Below are 15,568 nucleotides of genomic sequence, written 5' to 3' on the forward strand. Positions count from 1 at the left end.
ATTCCGTCTCTGGGCACCACTAATAATTCCTCCTTAGCTCAGTCGGTAGAGCGACGGACTGTTAATCCGCAGGTCGCTGGTTCGAGCCCAGCAGGAGGAGCCAAACCGAAAAGCCCTTGTCGCAAGACAAGGGCTTTTTTTCTTTGGTTCAATACCGCTTTTTACCATAACAACAATCACACTCGCACAGAATGACGGCAGGATAGATATGGAAAATCAAGTAGTTATAGACTCAAAGGGGCGACTGGCCACCATCCGCGAGTGGCTTGAGCCCGTGCTGGTGCTGCTGATCCTGGGCAGCCTGTTTGGCTACCTCGGCAGCCAGATGGGCCTCTCCGCCATGGTCAACACCCTGTTCAATACCGCCCACCAGCTGCTGCTCAATACCGTGCTCTTTATCATGGGGATCACCGTACTTTCCGGTGCCCTGAGCCAGCTGCTGAGCGAATTCGGGGTGATCCGCCTTCTGGAAGTGCTGCTGGCACCCCTGATGAAGCCGGTGTTCCGCTTGCCGGGGCGCACCGCGCTGGCAGCGCTGATGACCTTCTTCTCCGACAACCCGGCGGTGATCAGCCTCGCCAAGGACAGCCGTTTTCGTAAGGGCTTCACCCCCTGGCAGCTGGTATCGCTCACCAACTTCGGTACCGCCTTCGGCATGGGGCTGATCGTGGTGACCTTTATGGCCACCCTGCAGCTGCCGGGCGGTGAATCCACCGCCAGCGCGGCGCTGATCGGTCTGCTGGGCGCTCTGGTGGGCTCGGTGGTCTCTACCCGACTGATGCAACGGATGATCCGCCCGCTGGTGGGCGAGGTGCTGGACGATGAGCCGACTGATGCCAAGGGGCACAAAGTCGGGGTCAGCAAAGAGGCCGCTCCCGGCTGGCTGCGGATCCTCAACTCCCTGCTCGATGGCGGTAAATCTGGTGTGGAGCTGGGGATGGCGGTGATCCCCGGGGTGCTAATCATCAGCACCTTCGTCATGCTGCTCACCTTCGGCCCGGGGGAGAAGGGCTATACCGGCGAAGCCTTCCAGGGGGTTGCCCTGCTGCCGGTGCTGGCCGCCAAGGTGAGCTGGCTGTTTGACCTGCTGTTTGGCTTCCAGCAGCCGGAGCTGGTCGCCTTCCCGGCTACCTCGCTCGGTGCGGTTGGTGCCGCCATGTCGCTGGTGCCCCCCTTTATCGCCAAGGGGTGGATCACCGGCAACGAGGTTGCTGTGTTTACCGCCATGGGGATGTGCTGGAGCGGTTTCCTGAGTACCCACACCGCCATGCTGGATGCCCTTGGTTATCGCCACCTCACCTCCCGCGCCATTGTCGCCCACACCGTCGGCGGCTTGTGCGCCGGGGTGGCGGCGCACCAGCTTTATATGCTGCTGGGCTGAGCAGAGTGAAAAGAGAGAGGGGCGCTGCGGCGCCCCTCTCTCTATCCTGCTGACGAAAATCGCCTATTCGTTATGGCCGATCAGGCTCTGCGTGATCACCGCCTCCGGCATCATCTCCCGCAGCCCGGCAATCAGTTTTTCCCCCGCCTCATGCAGCGCAGCCAGCGGCATCTCGGGCAGGCTCTCCAGAATGAACCACATCTTGCCCGAATCGACACTCAATCGGGTGCGCACACCCTGCCGCCAGTTCCAGCGCCGACAGGTCACCCCCTTGTCATCCCGCCAGACCACCTCGCCGGGCTCCACCGCTTCGTGGGTCGGCTCGCCTCCTTTCATGGTATCGAACAGCTCGCTGCCATCGGCTACCACCAGTCGTGGCGATCCCTCATAGGCGAGCAGGTTTTCGCCCCCCACCGGAATGGCGTAGCGGATGCTGATGGCGTTGTAGAGATCGACCACGGGATCGATGGCCGGCAGGTTGCCATCGCGGGCGACCCGCTTTCTCAGGGCCTCGGCGGAGCAGGGAGTCCGCTGCGGCTTGGCGCCGAACTTTCTGAACAGATCGCCCCAGGCGGCGAGATGCGCCTCTGCCCACGGTACATCGGCGGTCAGCATGGCGGTGCAGGCCTCATCAAGGGCTCGCGCCCCCACGTTCGGGTCGACCACGGCGGCGGCCTGCACCGTGATGCTCAAAGCGCGAAAGCCGGGAGCCAACTGGCTGACTTCGGGGGAGATATGAGGGGTGATCAGGGACATAGCGACTCCATAAACGAAAAAGGCAGGGAGAAGGCGGCTGCCGGCCAGCATAGCGGTGACGGCAAATCCGGTTTGAGAGCCATCTTGCGCGAACATGTTAGATAAGAAAATTTACATGATCTTAATAGCCATAAGTTTTATGAATTAAAAATGATGTGATCGAGGGGATGGCGGGCATGTACCGGCATATAGCGAAGAGGAGCCCTGCCGCCTCCGGTTTGCTGCGGCAATGCCCCTTTGCCGCTTCGATCTGCAGCGGCAGCCGCTGGCCGCCCGGCTCTCGTGTGATGACCTCAGTTGCAATGCCCGAACACAAGGCGGCGATTCAAATCACTCGGTGACTCAATGAGTTGGTTTCGCCCTGCGCTGTTCACTGCATTCTGGCCCCGCTTATGCACTCCTCCTGGCAACACCATCAAGGGTCGTTGTCGCGGAGAGATATCATGATCAGCAGCCTGCTTCCCCTTGCCTCGATCGCCCTCAAGCTGGGCAGCCAGCTGCTTGGCAGCAGTAGCAAACCCCAGCCCGTGCAGCCTGCCGTACAGGAGGAACACCTAGCCCCGACCGTCCAGAGCCTGTTCCAGCGACTTGGTATCAAGGATGCCGATAGCGAACAGAACCGCGCTGCCATCAACCACTTTATGGGGGAGCTGATGCAGACCCTGGGGCAGGAGAATGGTGGCCAATCCCTTCCCGCAGCCATCGACAGCGCCCGCAACCAGCTGGCGAGCGGCACCCAGAGCACCCGCCTCGACGCGCTGCAAAGCGAGCTCGATACCCTCAAGGATTCCCTCGGTGCCAGCCATCTCAACCTCGATCAGCTGCTCGGCGCCTTTAAACAGACCCTGCCCAATGGCAAGGGGGAGGGGGTGGGCAAACTGCTCAATGCCAGCGCGTGAAATGACTGAAAATATGGATTTCAGTAGATGACGAGCCTGTCAATAAATAATCTGGTAGCGTATTCGTATGGATGTGATGCAAAGCGTGACTATGGTTATTTCCCATGAAATAGCCCACCCGTTTCATATCCATAGAAGAGAGGAATTCATATCTTTCTATTCGTGGAGAATCAAAGATGTTTTCAATTAAATCAATGTATTGTCATCAGTGTAGTAATCCATTCTATGGATATTCAGTGAAGTTATTCAGAGTTGCAATAGAGTACCAAAGCAATTGCCCATTCTGTGGAGCAGAGGTATCGGTGTACGGATATAAGAATGGTGCTTCTATTGATTCGGTGTTACCCACTAATTCGGTAGAGCTGATAGCACTGTAAGTGAAGAAAGGGAGCTACTATAGCTCCCTTGTCTTATTGTTTTTAACCCACCCGTTTGGCCAGCCAAGCTTCGGCGGCAGTCAGGGCTGCTTCTACCTGCTCGCGGGCGACGCCGCCTTTGGCGACCCGCTTGGCCAGGGTCGCTTCCAGCTCCAGATTGGGGTAGACGTCGAACTCGATCACCGGGCTGAAGCGCTGGAACTCGCCAATGGAGAGCTCCTCCAGCGGTTTGCCCACGCTGATGGCGAATACCACGGTTTCGCCGACGATATGGTGCGCTTCACGGAACGGAATCCCCTTGGCCACCAGATAGTCTGCCAGCTCGGTGGCGTTGGCGTAGCCGCCTTGCGCCGCCGCCATGGTGCGCTCGCCGTTGACCTTCAGATCGATCAGCACCAGCGCCGCCATGTCGAGGCAGTCGTGCCAGGTGTCGAGGGCATCGAACAGCCCCTCCTTGTCTTCCTGCATGTCCTTGTTGTAGGCCAGTGGCAGCGCCTTGAGGCTCATCAGCATGCCCATCTGGGCGCCGACTACACGGCCAGTCTTGCCGCGGATCAGCTCGAGCGCATCCGGGTTTTTCTTCTGCGGCATCAGTGAGGAGCCGGAAGTGACCGCATCGGAGAGCTCGACAAAGCCCGCCTCGCCGGTGTTGTAGAAGATGAGATCTTCGGCAAAGCGCGACAGGTGGGTCATGGAGAGGGATGCCACGTGCATCAGCTCCACCACGTGATCCCGATCGGAGACCGAATCCAGACTGTTGCGGGTGGCGCCGGCAAAGCCCATGTCGAGCGCCAAGGCTTCGCGGTCGATGGCGTAGGCGGTGCCCGCCAGCGCGCCGCAGCCGAGCGGACTGGTGTCGAGGCGCTTGAGGGCATCCTGTAGCCGGGAGTAGTCCCGCTCCAGCATCTCCACATAGGCCAGCGCCCAGTGGGCATAGGTGACTGGCTGGGCCCGCTGCAGGTGGGTGTAACCGGGCAACACGGCGGCCTGATTGGCGCGAGCGGAGGCGACCAGCCCCAGCTGCAGAGCTGTGATGGAACCGAGCAGCAGCTCGCCCTGGGCCTTGCACCAGAGTTTCAGGTCGGTGGCGACCTGATCGTTGCGCGAGCGGCCGGTGTGCAACTTCTTGCCGAGATCGCCGACGGCGGCAATCAGCTGGCTCTCGACCCAGGAGTGAATGTCTTCGGCATCCGAGCTCAGGATCTGCTGGGGATCCTGCTGCACCGAGGTGAGCAGCACTTCCATCGCCTGTTGCAGCTTTGCCTGCTCATCGGCGGTCAACACGCCCACTTTCACCAGCGCTTTGGCCCAGGCCATAGAGCCCTGAATATCCTGCTCCGCCAGCCGGTAATCGAACCGCAGCGAATCGTTGAACTGCTTGAACCGGCTATCGGCTCCCTGACTGAAGCGTCCACCCCAAAGTGCCATACTGCTCTCCTTGAATGCGTTGTCGGCGGCGCCCTGGCCACCGAACTTGAAATCGTGCCCTGTTTTTCTGCGAGTCTGTTATCTCACAGAAGCGGCCGGGGCGCTGCCGATCTTGTCACACCCGCTGATTATGGGTCAGGGGCTATGCCCTCTGCCTGTAGAAGAGGGGGCCATGCCCCCTCAACGGAATCAACGGGTTATCGCGCTTGCTTAGCCGTGGGTATGATCACCACCGATGGCCTGATGCTGCTCCTTCATGGCGCGGATCCGGCTCGCCAGGGTGTAGAGACGGATAAAGCCTTCGGCATGGCTCTGGTCATACACTTCGTCGGCCCCGAAAGTGGCGAAGTCTTCGGAGTAGAGGCTGTTCGGCGACTTCTTCTGCACCGCGGTGACCTGACCCTTGTACATCTTCAGCACCACTTCACCGTCCAGATCTTCGGCGATGGCGTTGGCAGAGGCGAGGATCGCCTTGCACAGCGGGGTGAACCAGCGACCGTCATAGACCAGATGGGAGAACTCGGCACCCAGCTTCTCCCGCCAGGCGCGGGTCGGGCGATCCAAGACCAGCTCTTCCACGGCGCGCAGCGCGGCGACCATCACGGTACCGCCCGGGGTCTCGTAGCAGCCACGGGACTTCATCCCCACCATCCGGTTTTCGGTGATGTCGATGCGGCCCACGCCGTGCTTGCCAGCACGCTCGTTCAGGGTCATCAGGATCTGGTGCGGGCTGAGCGGCTGGTCGTCAACGGCCACCACTTCACCCTGGGCCACGGTCAGCTTGACGTACTCCGGCTGGTCCGGAGCCTGCTCGGCCGGTACGGTCCACTGCCAGACCGCTTCGGAGGGCTCGTTCCAGGTGCTCTCCAGCTCGCCACCTTCGGTGGAGATGTGCCAGGCGTTGGCATCGCGGCTGTAGATCTTCTTCAGGGTCGCCTTGCAGGGGATGTTGCGGGTCTCCAGATAGGAGAGCAGATCTTCCCGGGAGCGCATGTCCCAGATCCGCCACGGGGCGATCACTTTCAGCTGGGGCGCCAGCGCGGCGACCGCCCCTTCGAAACGCACCTGATCGTTACCCTTGCCGGTGCAACCGTGGGAGATGGCATCGGCCCCTTCCGCCAGCGCGGCCTCGACCATCGCCTTGGCGATCACCGGACGGGCCATGGAGGTACCCAGCAGGTAGGTGCCCTCATAGACGGCGCCGGTCTTCAGGGTCGGGTAGACGTACTCTTTGACGAACTCTTCGCGCAGATCCTTGATGATGCACTTGGTGGCGCCGGAGGCGATGGCTTTTTGCTCGATCCCTTCCAGATCGTCGCGCTCCTGACCGACGTCGGCCACGAAGGCGATGATTTCGGCATCATAGTGCTCTTTGAGCCAGGGAATGATGGCCGAGGTATCCAGTCCACCCGAGTAAGCCAGTACGATCTTGTTGATTCCGCTCATTTTACTTCTCTCCATGATGATTCGATAAAGGGTCGTGATTCAGATTGAGTGCCGCGTTACTTGCCGCCGAGAAGGGTCAGCAACACGGCGTTCTGGATATGCATCCGGTTTTCGGCCTCGTCCATGATGAGGGAGGCGGGGCCATCCATCACCTGCGAGGTGATCTCCAGCTCCCGATGGGCCGGCTGGCAGTGCAGCACATGTGCAATGCCGGTGCGGTCGAGCAGGGCCTGGTTGATCTGGTAAGGCATAAAGAGCTCGGTGACCTGCTCCATCGGCGTGTTGTCACCCATGGAGACCCAGGTATCTGTGTAGGCCACGTCGAACCCTTCGATATCCGCCACGTCATCGCTGATGTGGATGGTCGCCCCCGACTTGGCTGCCAGTGCCTGCGCCTGCAGGAAAATCTGGGTATCCGGGCCGTGGCCTTTCGGGCAGATCAGGGTGACGTCGGTGCCGAGGGTGGCCCCCAGCAGCAGCAGAGAGTGGCTGACGTTGTTGCCATCACCGAGGTAGGCAAGCTTCACCTTCGACAGATCGTCGTAGTGCTCGGCAATGGTCATAAAGTCGGCCAGCCCCTGACAGGGGTGGTAGAGGTTGCACAGGCTGTTCACCACCGGCACTGTGCCGTGCGCTGCCAGCTCGACCAGGGTCTGGTGATCGAACACCCGGGCGACGATGGCATCACACCAGCGCGACAGGTTGGCGGCGAAATCTTTCACCGACTCCCGCTTGCCCAGCGCGCCGTTCTGCTGATCCAGATAGACGCTGTGGCCGCCCAGTTTGGCGATGCCGATGTCGAAGGTGACCCGGGTGCGCAGGGAGGGCTTCTCGAACAGGGTGACCACGCTCTTGCCGGCCAGCGCCTGGCTGTACTTCTTCGGGTCGGCTTTCACTGCTTTGCCCAGCGCAATCAGCGCTTCAATCTGGGCTTTGTTCAGATCACTGTCTTTCAGAAGATGTTGCATCGGATATTCCTTGTTCCGGTGGAGATCAAATAGCTACCTGGGTGCCGACCGCGCCGCCAGCCAGCAGCTTGAGCAGCTGATCCGGGTAACGCCAGCTGGCGACACAGACCGGCTTGCCGAGGGTCTGGGCGGCGTGCAGGGCCGCTTCTACCTTGACCGCCATGCCATCGCGGATCACCCCTTTCTCCATCAGATCCAGTGCGGTCAGCTTGTCGAGCTGGGGCACCAGCTTGCCCTTGCCATCGAGGATGCCGCTCACGTCGGAGAGCATCACCAGATCGGCACCGAGCGCCTCGGCAATGGCGGTGGCAGCCTGATCCGCGTTGACGTTCATCAGTTGCCCCTCGGCTGTGATGCCGATGGAGCTCACCACCGGCAGGAAGCCCTGACCGAGGATGCCTGCCACCAGTGCCGGATTGCCCGGCTTGCACTCGCCGACCGCGCCGAGATCCGGGTCGAGCTGGGTCACCTGACACAGGCCGCCATCTGCCAGACAGAGACCCACCGCCGGAATGCCGGTGGCGATCGCCTTGGCCATCATCTGCTTGTTGGCGGTCCCGGCCAGCGCCCCGGCAATAAAGGGGATCTGCTCGAAAGGGGTCACCCGCAGGCCATTCTTCTTGGTGGAGGTGAGACCCAGCCCCTTGAGCAGGTCATCCACCAGACAGCCACCGCCGTGTACCAGCACCAGCGGACGGTGCTGATCGTCGAGAAAGGTTTTGAGGGTGGCGAACAGGGCGGTCAGCGCCTCGTCGTTCTCGATAAGGGCGCCGCCCAGCTTGATTACCAACGTCTGTTTGTCCATGTTCGAGATCCTTCCTAAGTCCTTAAATCAGGCCGGTGGCCGGTTCAAATCCGAATTTGATATTTATGCACTGCATGGCTTGCGAGGCGGCGCCCTTGAGCAGGTTGTCGATGGCAGAGACCACCACCAGCATGTTGCCCTGCTGTTGCCAGGCGATATCGCAGTAAGGGGTGTTTGCCACACCGCGAATAGAGGGCATCTGGCCGGTGAGGCGCACCAGCGGCTTGCCTTCGTAAGCCTTGAGGAAGGCCTGATCCACCTGGGTGGGGGTTACGCCGTCCACCAGCTGCACATAGATGGTGGCCAGGATGCCGCGCACATAGTTGCCAAGGTGGGGCTGGAACAGCACCTCCTTGCCGAGGTGATGGCTGATCTCCGGCTGGTGCCGGTGATTGAAGGTGCCGTAGGGATTGAGGCTCACTTCGCAGAAGCTGGTGTTGATGGCCGCCTTGCGCCCGGCGCCGGAGACCCCGGAGACGGCGTTGATGATGGGCTGCCACCCCTTGGCAATCAGGCCATCCTGCTGCAGCGGCTTGAGGGCGCACAGCGATGCGGTCGGGTAGCAACCCGGCACCGCAATCAGCTGGGCAGTGGCGATGGCATCGGCATTCCACTCGGCCAGACCGTAGGCGGCCTGATCCAGCCACTGTTCGCTCTGGTGGGTGAAGCCGTAGAAGCTGTCGTAAAAGCCCTGATCCTTGACCCGAAAGGCGCCGGAGAGATCGAACACCGGCAGCCCCTTGGCGAGAAACTTGGGGGCGAGCTCGGCGCTCACCTCGTGGGCGGTGGCCAGCAGCACCAGATCAGCCTGGGTCAGGATCCGGGTCATGCCATCCTCGTCCAGTGGCAGCAGCGGCTGATCGAGGGCACCGACCCACTGGGGATGCAGGGAAGAGAAGCGCTTGTGGGCATCCTGACTGCCGGCGGAGACATAGAGGCCGAACAGTTTGAGTTGTGGATGGTTCTGTACCAGTGCGGCCAGTTCGGCTCCCGCGTAGCCACTGGCACCGACGATAACGGTGTTAAGCATGTTGAATATTCCAAGTCAGAGTTCGAGATTCACAGCATGGTGCTGCGGTGCACAAGGGTGTTCGATCGCCCCTTTGCACAAGTGCGGAGGGGCAATTCAGGCGGGTGTGTGTCGTCGGTTATAGATCAGGTGACAGAACATTAACTTTCCCTTACAACTAGAAGCCTTTGTTGGCGAGCTGCTTATCCTGGCAAAAAGACAGAATATTCATGCATTCGCATTGCATTTGTATTTTCTAACAGAAACGTTTTGGGGAAGCAAGGAGGAGCTGATGGCCAATCTGGATTTTTTTTCACTCTACAAGAATATTATTGCGATCCCCTCTATCAGCAGCACGGATCCCAAGTGGGATCAGAGCAACGAGGCGGTGATCCGGCTGCTGGCTGACTGGTTCACCCGGCTCGGCTTTCAGTGCGAGGTAACTGCGCTCCCCGAGCTGCCGGGCAAGTTCAATCTGGTGGCGACGATTGGTCAGGGGGAGGGCGGTCTGCTGCTGGCGGGTCACACCGATACGGTGCCGTTCGATGAGGGGGGCTGGAGCAAGGATCCCTTCAAGGTGACCGAAGAGGGCAACCGCCTCTATGGCCTCGGTACCATCGATATGAAGGGCTTCTTCGCCTTTATCGTTGAGGCGCTGAAAGAGATTGACCTCACCAAGCTGACCAAGCCACTGCGTATCCTCGCCACTGCCGATGAAGAGACCACCATGGCGGGGGCCCGCGCCATCGCTGCGGCTGCCGAGCTGAAACCTGACTACGCGGTGATTGGCGAGCCGACCGGGCTGGTGCCTGTGGTGGCCCACAAGGGCCACATGTCGGAGGCGATCCGCATTACCGGCAAGAGCGGCCACAGCTCGGATCCCGCCAACGGCGTCAACGCCATGGAGATCATGCACAAGGCGATGGGGCAGGTGCTGCGCTTGCAGCAGGATCTGAAAGATCGCTATGCCGACCACCGTTTTGCCGTGCCACAGCCGACCCTGAACCTCGGTTACATCCAGGGCGGTGACAGCCCGAACCGCATCTGCGGCTGCTGCGAGCTGCACATCGACTTGCGACCTACTCCGCAGGTGGGGCCAGACGAGTTGATGGGGATGCTCAAAGAGGCGCTGTCGCCCATCGAGATCCACCAGCCGGGCTGCCTGCACCTGCAACATCTGCACGAACCCATTCCCGCCTACGCCTGCGCCGACGATTCGGTGCTGGTGCGTGAAGCGGAGAAGGCGAGCGGCCGCGCCGCCGAGTCGGTCAACTACTGCACCGAGGCGCCGTTTATCCAGCAGCTTGGCTGCCAGACCATAGTGATGGGCCCCGGCCATATCACCCAGGCGCACCAGCCGGATGAGTATCTGGATCTCTCGTTCGTCAAGCCGACCACCACAGTGTTGCAGCACCTGATCAGACGTTTTTGCCTGTAGCGGCGGCGGTGAAAGGGGCGTAAAAACTGTAAGTAAGTTACATAACAAGCCGGTTGTGGAGTAGTGAGGGAAATACATCTTCTGAATCGGCCTGTTATTTGACCTTGCGCAGACAATCTGGGTAGATTGTCACCCTAAGATGACGGAGCATATGTTGTAATCGCACAACAATAAGTGAGGTCGTCTTGCACCCCGGATGGGTGTCAGGCACCAACAAGATAAGGATGTGGAATGAACGAAAAGTACGCCGCACTACGCGCCAACGTAGGTATGCTGGGTCAGCTGCTGGGTAAATCCATCAAGGATCATCAGGGTCAGGCCTTTCTCGACAAGATCGAAACCATTCGCCAATTGGCCAAGTCCTCCCGCAAGGGCAATGAATCAGACCGGGAACGTCTGCTCGATACCCTGCGCACCCTGAGTGATAGCGAACTGCTGCCGGTGGCGCGCGCCTTCAGCCAGTTCCTCAATCTGGCCAACGTGGCGGAACAGTTCCACACCATCTCCCGTCGCTGCGAAGAGCAGGTCTGCACCCCGGATCCGCTGGAGCAGATGTTCGACAAACTCAAAGCCTCCAACCTGTCGCAAGAGGCCATCATTCAGGCGGTGCGCGAGCTGGATATCGATCTGGTGCTGACCGCTCACCCCACAGAGGTGACCCGTCGTACCCTGATCCACAAGCATGTGCAGCTCAACGACTGCCTCGAGGCGCTGGAACTCTCTGACCTGCTGCCCCGCGAGCGGGACAAGATCCTCAATCGCATCGAGCAGCTGATCAATCAGGCGTGGCACACCAACGAGATCCGCGAACAGCGCCCGACCCCGGTGGACGAGGCCAAGTGGGGCTTCGCTGTGGTGGAGAACAGCCTGTGGCCCGCCATCCCCGAATTCATGCGCAATCTGGACGAGCGTCTGCAACACCATCTGGGTGTGCGGCTGCCGCTTGATGCCGCGCCGGTCAAGTTCACCTCCTGGATGGGCGGTGATCGCGACGGCAACCCCTTCGTCACCGCCAAGGTGACTGCCGAAGTGCTGGAGCTGGGCCGCTGGATGGCGGTGAGCCTGTTCTACAAAGACATCAAGGAGCTCACCTCCGAGCTCTCCATGTCCGACTGTACCGACGCCGTGCGCGCCCGGGTTGGCGATCACCCCGAGCCCTACCGTGCGCTGGTGCGCGAGCTACGCGAACAACTGCGCGAAACCCAGGAGTACCTGACCGCCAAGGTGCAGGGACAGGCAAGCGAGAGCCGGGATCTGGTCAAGACCACCGCCCAGCTGCGCGAGCCGCTGGAGCTCTGCTACCACTCCCTGCACGCCTGCGGTATGGGTAATATCGCCGATGGCATGCTGCTGGATGTGCTGCGCAAGATCGCCTGCTTCGGCATCCATCTGGTCAAGCTCGATATCCGTCAGGATGGCGAGCGCCACGGCCAGGTCTTCTCCGAGCTGACCCGCTATCTGGGGCTGGGGGATTACGCCGAGTGGAGCGAGGATGACAAGCAGGCTTTCCTGCTCAACGAACTCAACTCCCGTCGCCCGCTTATCCCCAACGACTGGGAGCCGAGCGACGAGACCCGCGAAACCATCGAGACCTGCCGGGTGATTGCCCAACACGATCCCGATGCGTTCGGTATCTACATCATCTCCATGGCCGGCGCGCCATCCGACGTGCTGGCGGTGCAGCTGTTGCTCAAAGAAGCTGGCTGCAAGTTCCGCATGCCGGTCGCTCCGCTGTTTGAGACTCAGGAAGACCTGATGGCGGGCACCGCCGTGATGGAGCGCCTGTTGTCGGTGGACTGGTATCGCGGCTATATCCAGGGTCGTCAGTACGTGATGATCGGTTACTCCGACTCCGCCAAGGATGCGGGCATGATGGCCGCCGGCTGGGCCCAGTACGCCGCCATGGAATCCTTGGTGGCGCTGGCCGAGGCCAACAATCTGCGCCTCACCCTGTTCCATGGCCGTGGCGGTACCGTCGGTCGTGGCGGTGCGCCGGCCCAGCAGGCCATCCTGTCGCAACCGCCGGGATCCCTGCGCGGTGGTCTGCGCGTCACCGAACAGGGCGAGATGATCCGCTTCAAGTTCGGTCTGCCGAAAGTGGCGATCAAGAGCCTCGAGCTCTACACCAGCGCCGTGCTGGAAGGGAACCTGCTGCCGCCGCCCAAGCCGAAAGCGTGCTGGCGTGAAGTGGTGGAGCAGCTGGCGACCGTCTCCTGCGATCACTACCGCAGCATCGTGCGCGGCCACCCGGACTTCGTGCCCTACTTCCGCGCCGCCACCCCGGAGATGGAGCTTGGCAAATTGCCGCTCGGCTCCCGTCCCTCCAAGCGCAAGCCCAACGGCGGCGTCGAGAGCCTGCGCGCCATTCCGTGGATCTTCGCCTGGACCCAGAACCGCCTGATGCTGCCGGCCTGGCTCGGTGCCCACAAGGCGCTGCAGCAGGCGATCGACGACGGCAAGCTGGCCGTGCTGGAAGAGATGAGCGCCCAGTGGCCCTTCTTCCGCACCCGCCTCGAAATGCTGGAGATGGTGTTCCTCAAAGCGGACGTCTGGCTCGCCGAGTACTACGACACCCGTCTGGTGCCGCAGGAGCTGTGGGGCCTTGGCAAACAGTTGCGTCAGGAGCTCGCCGAATCCATCGACGTGGTGCTGAAACTGAGCCCGCGCGGGGATCTGCTGGAGGATCAGCCCTGGATCAAGGAGTCCATCAAGCTGCGCAACCCCTACACAGACCCGCTCAACGTGCTGCAGGCCGAGCTGCTCAACCGCTCCCGCAACCACCCGGAGACCCTGCACCCCGAGCTGGACAAGGCGCTGATGGTCACCATCGCCGGTATTGCCGCAGGTATGCGTAATACGGGTTGATAGTCGGAGCTACCAAGCTCCCCTCAATGACAAAGGGCGCCTCGGCGCCCTTTCTGTTTTGACGAGCCCTTTGTCCCGCTTGATGCCATAACCGCCATTGTAACCCGGCTGAATGTGCCGAGCGGCCCGGCTCAGCGCGGGTTCGCGCCGTTATGCTGGATGGCCTGCAAAATGGCGATGGGGCGACCTTCCTCGTCGAGATCCTCCTCGACCAGCTCGAAGCCGCAGCACAGCCAGAAGGTGAGGGCGGCAGGATTGCTCAGCTGAACGCAGAGACGAACCGGCGCCGGGTTGAGTCGTGCCAGATGGTGGCAAAGCTGGCTGACGGCACTGCGCCCCACTCCTTTACCCGCCATTTCGCTGTCGATCACCAGCAGACCAATCCAGGGATGGCCATCGAAGGGGTTGCTGGCCAGCAGATGGGCGAGGCCGACAACCTCTTGTTGTCTGCGGATGGCCAGATAGCGGCCGCCGGCGGCCAGCACGGCTTCGGCATCCTGCCGGATGGCGCTGAGGGAAAGCGCCGCAGGGCCGCCCAGCGCCAGATTAAAGGCGGGTTGCGAGTTGATGACCCGCTGCTGCAGGGCCAGCCCGCCGGGGCTCAGGGTCTCTTCGGGGGTAAGGGGAACAAGCTCGATCTGCATGGGAAATGGGGGGAGAATATCGGTGAAATCGGGGGTTGAGAATAGCATGGGGCGCTGTCGGAAAGGCTCTGTCCGGAGGGGCAGAGCGCCCCAAATTACCCTTGCGACTTGCATCACCCTATCGTGAGGCGCAGACTGTTTGGCCTTGTTTTTATGCGATTCGATTCAAGGCATCCATCATGACTCCTGCCATCAACCTGCTGAAGAAGCTCAAGATCCCCCACAAGCTCTACCCCTACGAGTGCGAAGCCCACGACGATTTCGGCAAGCATGCCGCTACCCAGCTCGGGCTGCCGGAGGCACAGGTATTCAAGACCCTGATCGCCCACCACGACAAACAGGCGGTGGTGGCCATCGTGCCCTCATCCGGCATGTGCAGCCTGAAGCAGCTGGCCAAGGCGACCGGCCTCAAGAAGGTGGAGATGATGAAGCCGGCGGAGGCCGAGAAGCTGACCGGCTACAAGGTGGGCGGCATCAGCCCGCTGGCCCAGAAGAAGCTGTTGCCCACCGTGCTCGACGAGTCGGCTATGCAATTTGACGAAATTCTGGTGAGCGGCGGCAAGCGCGGCCTCTCGGTCGGCGTGGCGCCGCAGGATATGCTGACCTTGATGAAGTGGATTGCCGCTCCCATCGGCGAAGAGTAATCGGTGAAGAGTAAGCGGCGAAGAGTGATGCCCCGCATGGCCTGACGTAGCCGCCACGGCAGGGTAACGGGCTGGCTGGTATAGTGGAAGGAGACTGGCTGCCAAGGATATGGCCCATGAGAGCATCTGTCAGGTCCCTGCTATACGCTGCGCTGCTTCTCCCCGCCACGGGTAGTGCTACCCCTGCCTTTACCCTGCACTCCTGTTTTGAAAACAGCGACTCCTACCCCTGGCTGCTGCAGTCGGGGGAGGGGATTGTCCAGTATCACCTCAAGCTGGTGGCAGAGCGTCTTGGCATCGAGATTTTGATGACCCCGCTTCCCTGGAAGCGCTGTCTCTCGCTGGTGAGCAGCGGCCAGATGGATGCCGCCTTCAAGATGAGCTACAGCGCGGAGCGGGCGAGCAAGATAGGCAGTTACCCGATGCGCGGTGACAAGCCGGATCCCGACAAGCGCTTGCTCATCGAAAGCTACAGCCTCTATCAGCTCAAGGGGGGCAAGAGCCAGTGGGATGGCACCACCCTCAGGGTCAAGGGGATAGTGGCGGCCCAGTCCGGTTTCTCCATCGTCGAGTTCCTGCAGGGGGCGGGAGTCGAGGTGGATGACTCCAGCCGGGATCCGCTCATCATATTGAAAAAGCTGGTGATGGATCGGGCCGCTGCCACCGCCTTGCAGACCGAAGTGGCCGACAGTCTGCTGGCGGCCCATCCCGACCTGCAAGGGCAGATCGAGCGGCTGACGCCGGTGCTGGTGGAGAAGCCCTACTATCTGGTCTTCTCCCACACCTTCCGCCAGAGCCATCCAAACGAGAGTCAGCAGGTGTGGGATGCCATCGAGGCGGTGCGCAACTCGCCCACCTATCAGCACTATGTGGCCAGTTTCAGACAGACCCACCGGGCAGGGGACTAG

Annotated in this window: 13 protein-coding genes and 1 tRNA gene; 7 read left to right on the forward strand and 7 right to left on the reverse strand. The window is 61.1% G+C overall.

Features of this window, described 5'->3' with window-relative positions:
- The first annotated feature begins 27 nt into the window (after positions 1 to 27).
- Both LG31_RS0118600 and LG31_RS0118605 read left to right on the forward strand, forming a co-directional pair.
- A tRNA-Asn gene (locus tag LG31_RS0118600) sits at positions 28 to 103 on the forward strand.
- Positions 104 to 208: 105 nt separating this feature from the next.
- Positions 209 to 1,381 carry a CD0519/CD1768 family membrane protein gene (locus LG31_RS0118605; RefSeq protein WP_033115906.1) on the forward strand — a complete coding sequence of 391 codons (1,173 nt, stop codon included), beginning with the start codon at positions 209 to 211 and terminating at the stop codon, positions 1,379 to 1,381.
- A gap of 63 nt (positions 1,382 to 1,444) precedes the next feature.
- Here the strand turns inward: LG31_RS0118605 and LG31_RS0118610 are convergent, their stop codons facing one another.
- Positions 1,445 to 2,137, reverse strand: a complete 693-nt coding sequence (locus LG31_RS0118610) for a B3/B4 domain-containing protein (protein ID WP_033115907.1) — start codon at positions 2,135 to 2,137, stop codon at positions 1,445 to 1,447.
- A 443-nt stretch (positions 2,138 to 2,580) separates the two neighbouring features.
- On the opposite strand from LG31_RS0118610, the gene LG31_RS0118615 reads away from it, so the two are divergent.
- A complete protein-coding gene (locus LG31_RS0118615; RefSeq protein ID WP_033115908.1) occupies positions 2,581 to 3,036 on the forward strand; it encodes a hypothetical protein in 456 nt (151 codons plus the stop codon).
- A 419-nt stretch (positions 3,037 to 3,455) separates the two neighbouring features.
- Here LG31_RS0118615 and argH read toward each other — a convergent pair whose 3' ends face one another.
- The 5 genes from argH to argC form a co-directional block, all read right to left on the reverse strand.
- Complete coding sequence (gene argH / locus LG31_RS0118620) at positions 3,456 to 4,841, reverse strand: argininosuccinate lyase (RefSeq protein WP_033115909.1); 1,386 nt, start codon at positions 4,839 to 4,841, stop codon at positions 3,456 to 3,458.
- A 210-nt stretch (positions 4,842 to 5,051) separates the two neighbouring features.
- On the reverse strand, positions 5,052 to 6,287 hold the full coding sequence (locus tag LG31_RS0118625) for an argininosuccinate synthase (RefSeq protein WP_033115910.1): 1,236 nt from the start codon (positions 6,285 to 6,287) through the stop codon (positions 5,052 to 5,054).
- A gap of 56 nt (positions 6,288 to 6,343) precedes the next feature.
- A complete protein-coding gene (locus LG31_RS0118630; protein ID WP_033115911.1) occupies positions 6,344 to 7,255 on the reverse strand; it encodes an ornithine carbamoyltransferase in 912 nt (303 codons plus the stop codon).
- Positions 7,256 to 7,280: 25 nt separating this feature from the next.
- Positions 7,281 to 8,060, reverse strand: a complete 780-nt coding sequence (gene argB, locus LG31_RS0118635; protein WP_033115912.1) for an acetylglutamate kinase — start codon at positions 8,058 to 8,060, stop codon at positions 7,281 to 7,283.
- Between the two features lie 22 nt (positions 8,061 to 8,082).
- Complete coding sequence (gene argC, locus LG31_RS0118640; RefSeq protein WP_033115913.1) at positions 8,083 to 9,090, reverse strand: N-acetyl-gamma-glutamyl-phosphate reductase; 1,008 nt, start codon at positions 9,088 to 9,090, stop codon at positions 8,083 to 8,085.
- 271 nt (positions 9,091 to 9,361) lie between these two features.
- On the opposite strand from argC, the gene argE reads away from it, so the two are divergent.
- Both argE and ppc read left to right on the forward strand, forming a co-directional pair.
- The gene (gene argE, locus LG31_RS0118645) at positions 9,362 to 10,507 is read left to right on the forward strand and encodes an acetylornithine deacetylase (protein WP_033115914.1); all 1,146 of its coding nucleotides are present in this window, start codon (positions 9,362 to 9,364) and stop codon (positions 10,505 to 10,507) included.
- 231 nt (positions 10,508 to 10,738) lie between these two features.
- Complete coding sequence (ppc, locus tag LG31_RS0118650; protein ID WP_033115915.1) at positions 10,739 to 13,372, forward strand: phosphoenolpyruvate carboxylase; 2,634 nt, start codon at positions 10,739 to 10,741, stop codon at positions 13,370 to 13,372.
- Positions 13,373 to 13,503: 131 nt separating this feature from the next.
- Here ppc and LG31_RS0118655 read toward each other — a convergent pair whose 3' ends face one another.
- Positions 13,504 to 14,064: a GNAT family N-acetyltransferase gene (locus tag LG31_RS0118655; protein ID WP_033115916.1), complete on the reverse strand. Its 561-nt coding sequence runs from the start codon at positions 14,062 to 14,064 to the stop codon at positions 13,504 to 13,506.
- A gap of 131 nt (positions 14,065 to 14,195) precedes the next feature.
- Between LG31_RS0118655 and ybaK the strand changes: the two genes are divergently transcribed.
- Both ybaK and LG31_RS0118665 read left to right on the forward strand, forming a co-directional pair.
- Positions 14,196 to 14,660 (forward strand): Cys-tRNA(Pro) deacylase, encoded by a 465-nt coding sequence (gene ybaK, locus LG31_RS0118660; protein WP_033115917.1) that lies wholly within the window; start codon positions 14,196 to 14,198, stop codon positions 14,658 to 14,660.
- A 116-nt stretch (positions 14,661 to 14,776) separates the two neighbouring features.
- Positions 14,777 to 15,568 carry a substrate-binding periplasmic protein gene (locus LG31_RS0118665; RefSeq protein WP_033115918.1) on the forward strand — a complete coding sequence of 264 codons (792 nt, stop codon included), beginning with the start codon at positions 14,777 to 14,779 and terminating at the stop codon, positions 15,566 to 15,568.

This window comes from Aeromonas lacus (genome assembly GCF_000764665.1).
In the GTDB taxonomy this organism is placed as follows: Bacteria; Pseudomonadota; Gammaproteobacteria; order Enterobacterales; family Aeromonadaceae; genus Aeromonas; species Aeromonas lacus.

Coding starts and splice junctions, on each gene's coding strand:
- argH (WP_033115909.1), bottom strand. CDS start 4,841: ATGGCACTTTGGGGTGGACGCTTCAGTCAGGGAGCCGATAGCCGGTTC.
- LG31_RS0118630 (WP_033115911.1), bottom strand. CDS start 7,255: ATGCAACATCTTCTGAAAGACAGTGATCTGAACAAAGCCCAGATTGAA.
- LG31_RS0118625 (WP_033115910.1), bottom strand. CDS start 6,287: ATGAGCGGAATCAACAAGATCGTACTGGCTTACTCGGGTGGACTGGAT.
- LG31_RS0118655 (WP_033115916.1), bottom strand. CDS start 14,064: ATGCTATTCTCAACCCCCGATTTCACCGATATTCTCCCCCCATTTCCC.
- LG31_RS0118610 (WP_033115907.1), bottom strand. CDS start 2,137: ATGTCCCTGATCACCCCTCATATCTCCCCCGAAGTCAGCCAGTTGGCT.
- argE (WP_033115914.1), top strand. CDS start 9,362: ATGGCCAATCTGGATTTTTTTTCACTCTACAAGAATATTATTGCGATC.
- ybaK (WP_033115917.1), top strand. CDS start 14,196: ATGACTCCTGCCATCAACCTGCTGAAGAAGCTCAAGATCCCCCACAAG.
- LG31_RS0118665 (WP_033115918.1), top strand. CDS start 14,777: ATGAGAGCATCTGTCAGGTCCCTGCTATACGCTGCGCTGCTTCTCCCC.
- LG31_RS0118615 (WP_033115908.1), top strand. CDS start 2,581: ATGATCAGCAGCCTGCTTCCCCTTGCCTCGATCGCCCTCAAGCTGGGC.
- argC (WP_033115913.1), bottom strand. CDS start 9,090: ATGCTTAACACCGTTATCGTCGGTGCCAGTGGCTACGCGGGAGCCGAA.
- ppc (WP_033115915.1), top strand. CDS start 10,739: ATGAACGAAAAGTACGCCGCACTACGCGCCAACGTAGGTATGCTGGGT.
- LG31_RS0118605 (WP_033115906.1), top strand. CDS start 209: ATGGAAAATCAAGTAGTTATAGACTCAAAGGGGCGACTGGCCACCATC.
- argB (WP_033115912.1), bottom strand. CDS start 8,060: ATGGACAAACAGACGTTGGTAATCAAGCTGGGCGGCGCCCTTATCGAG.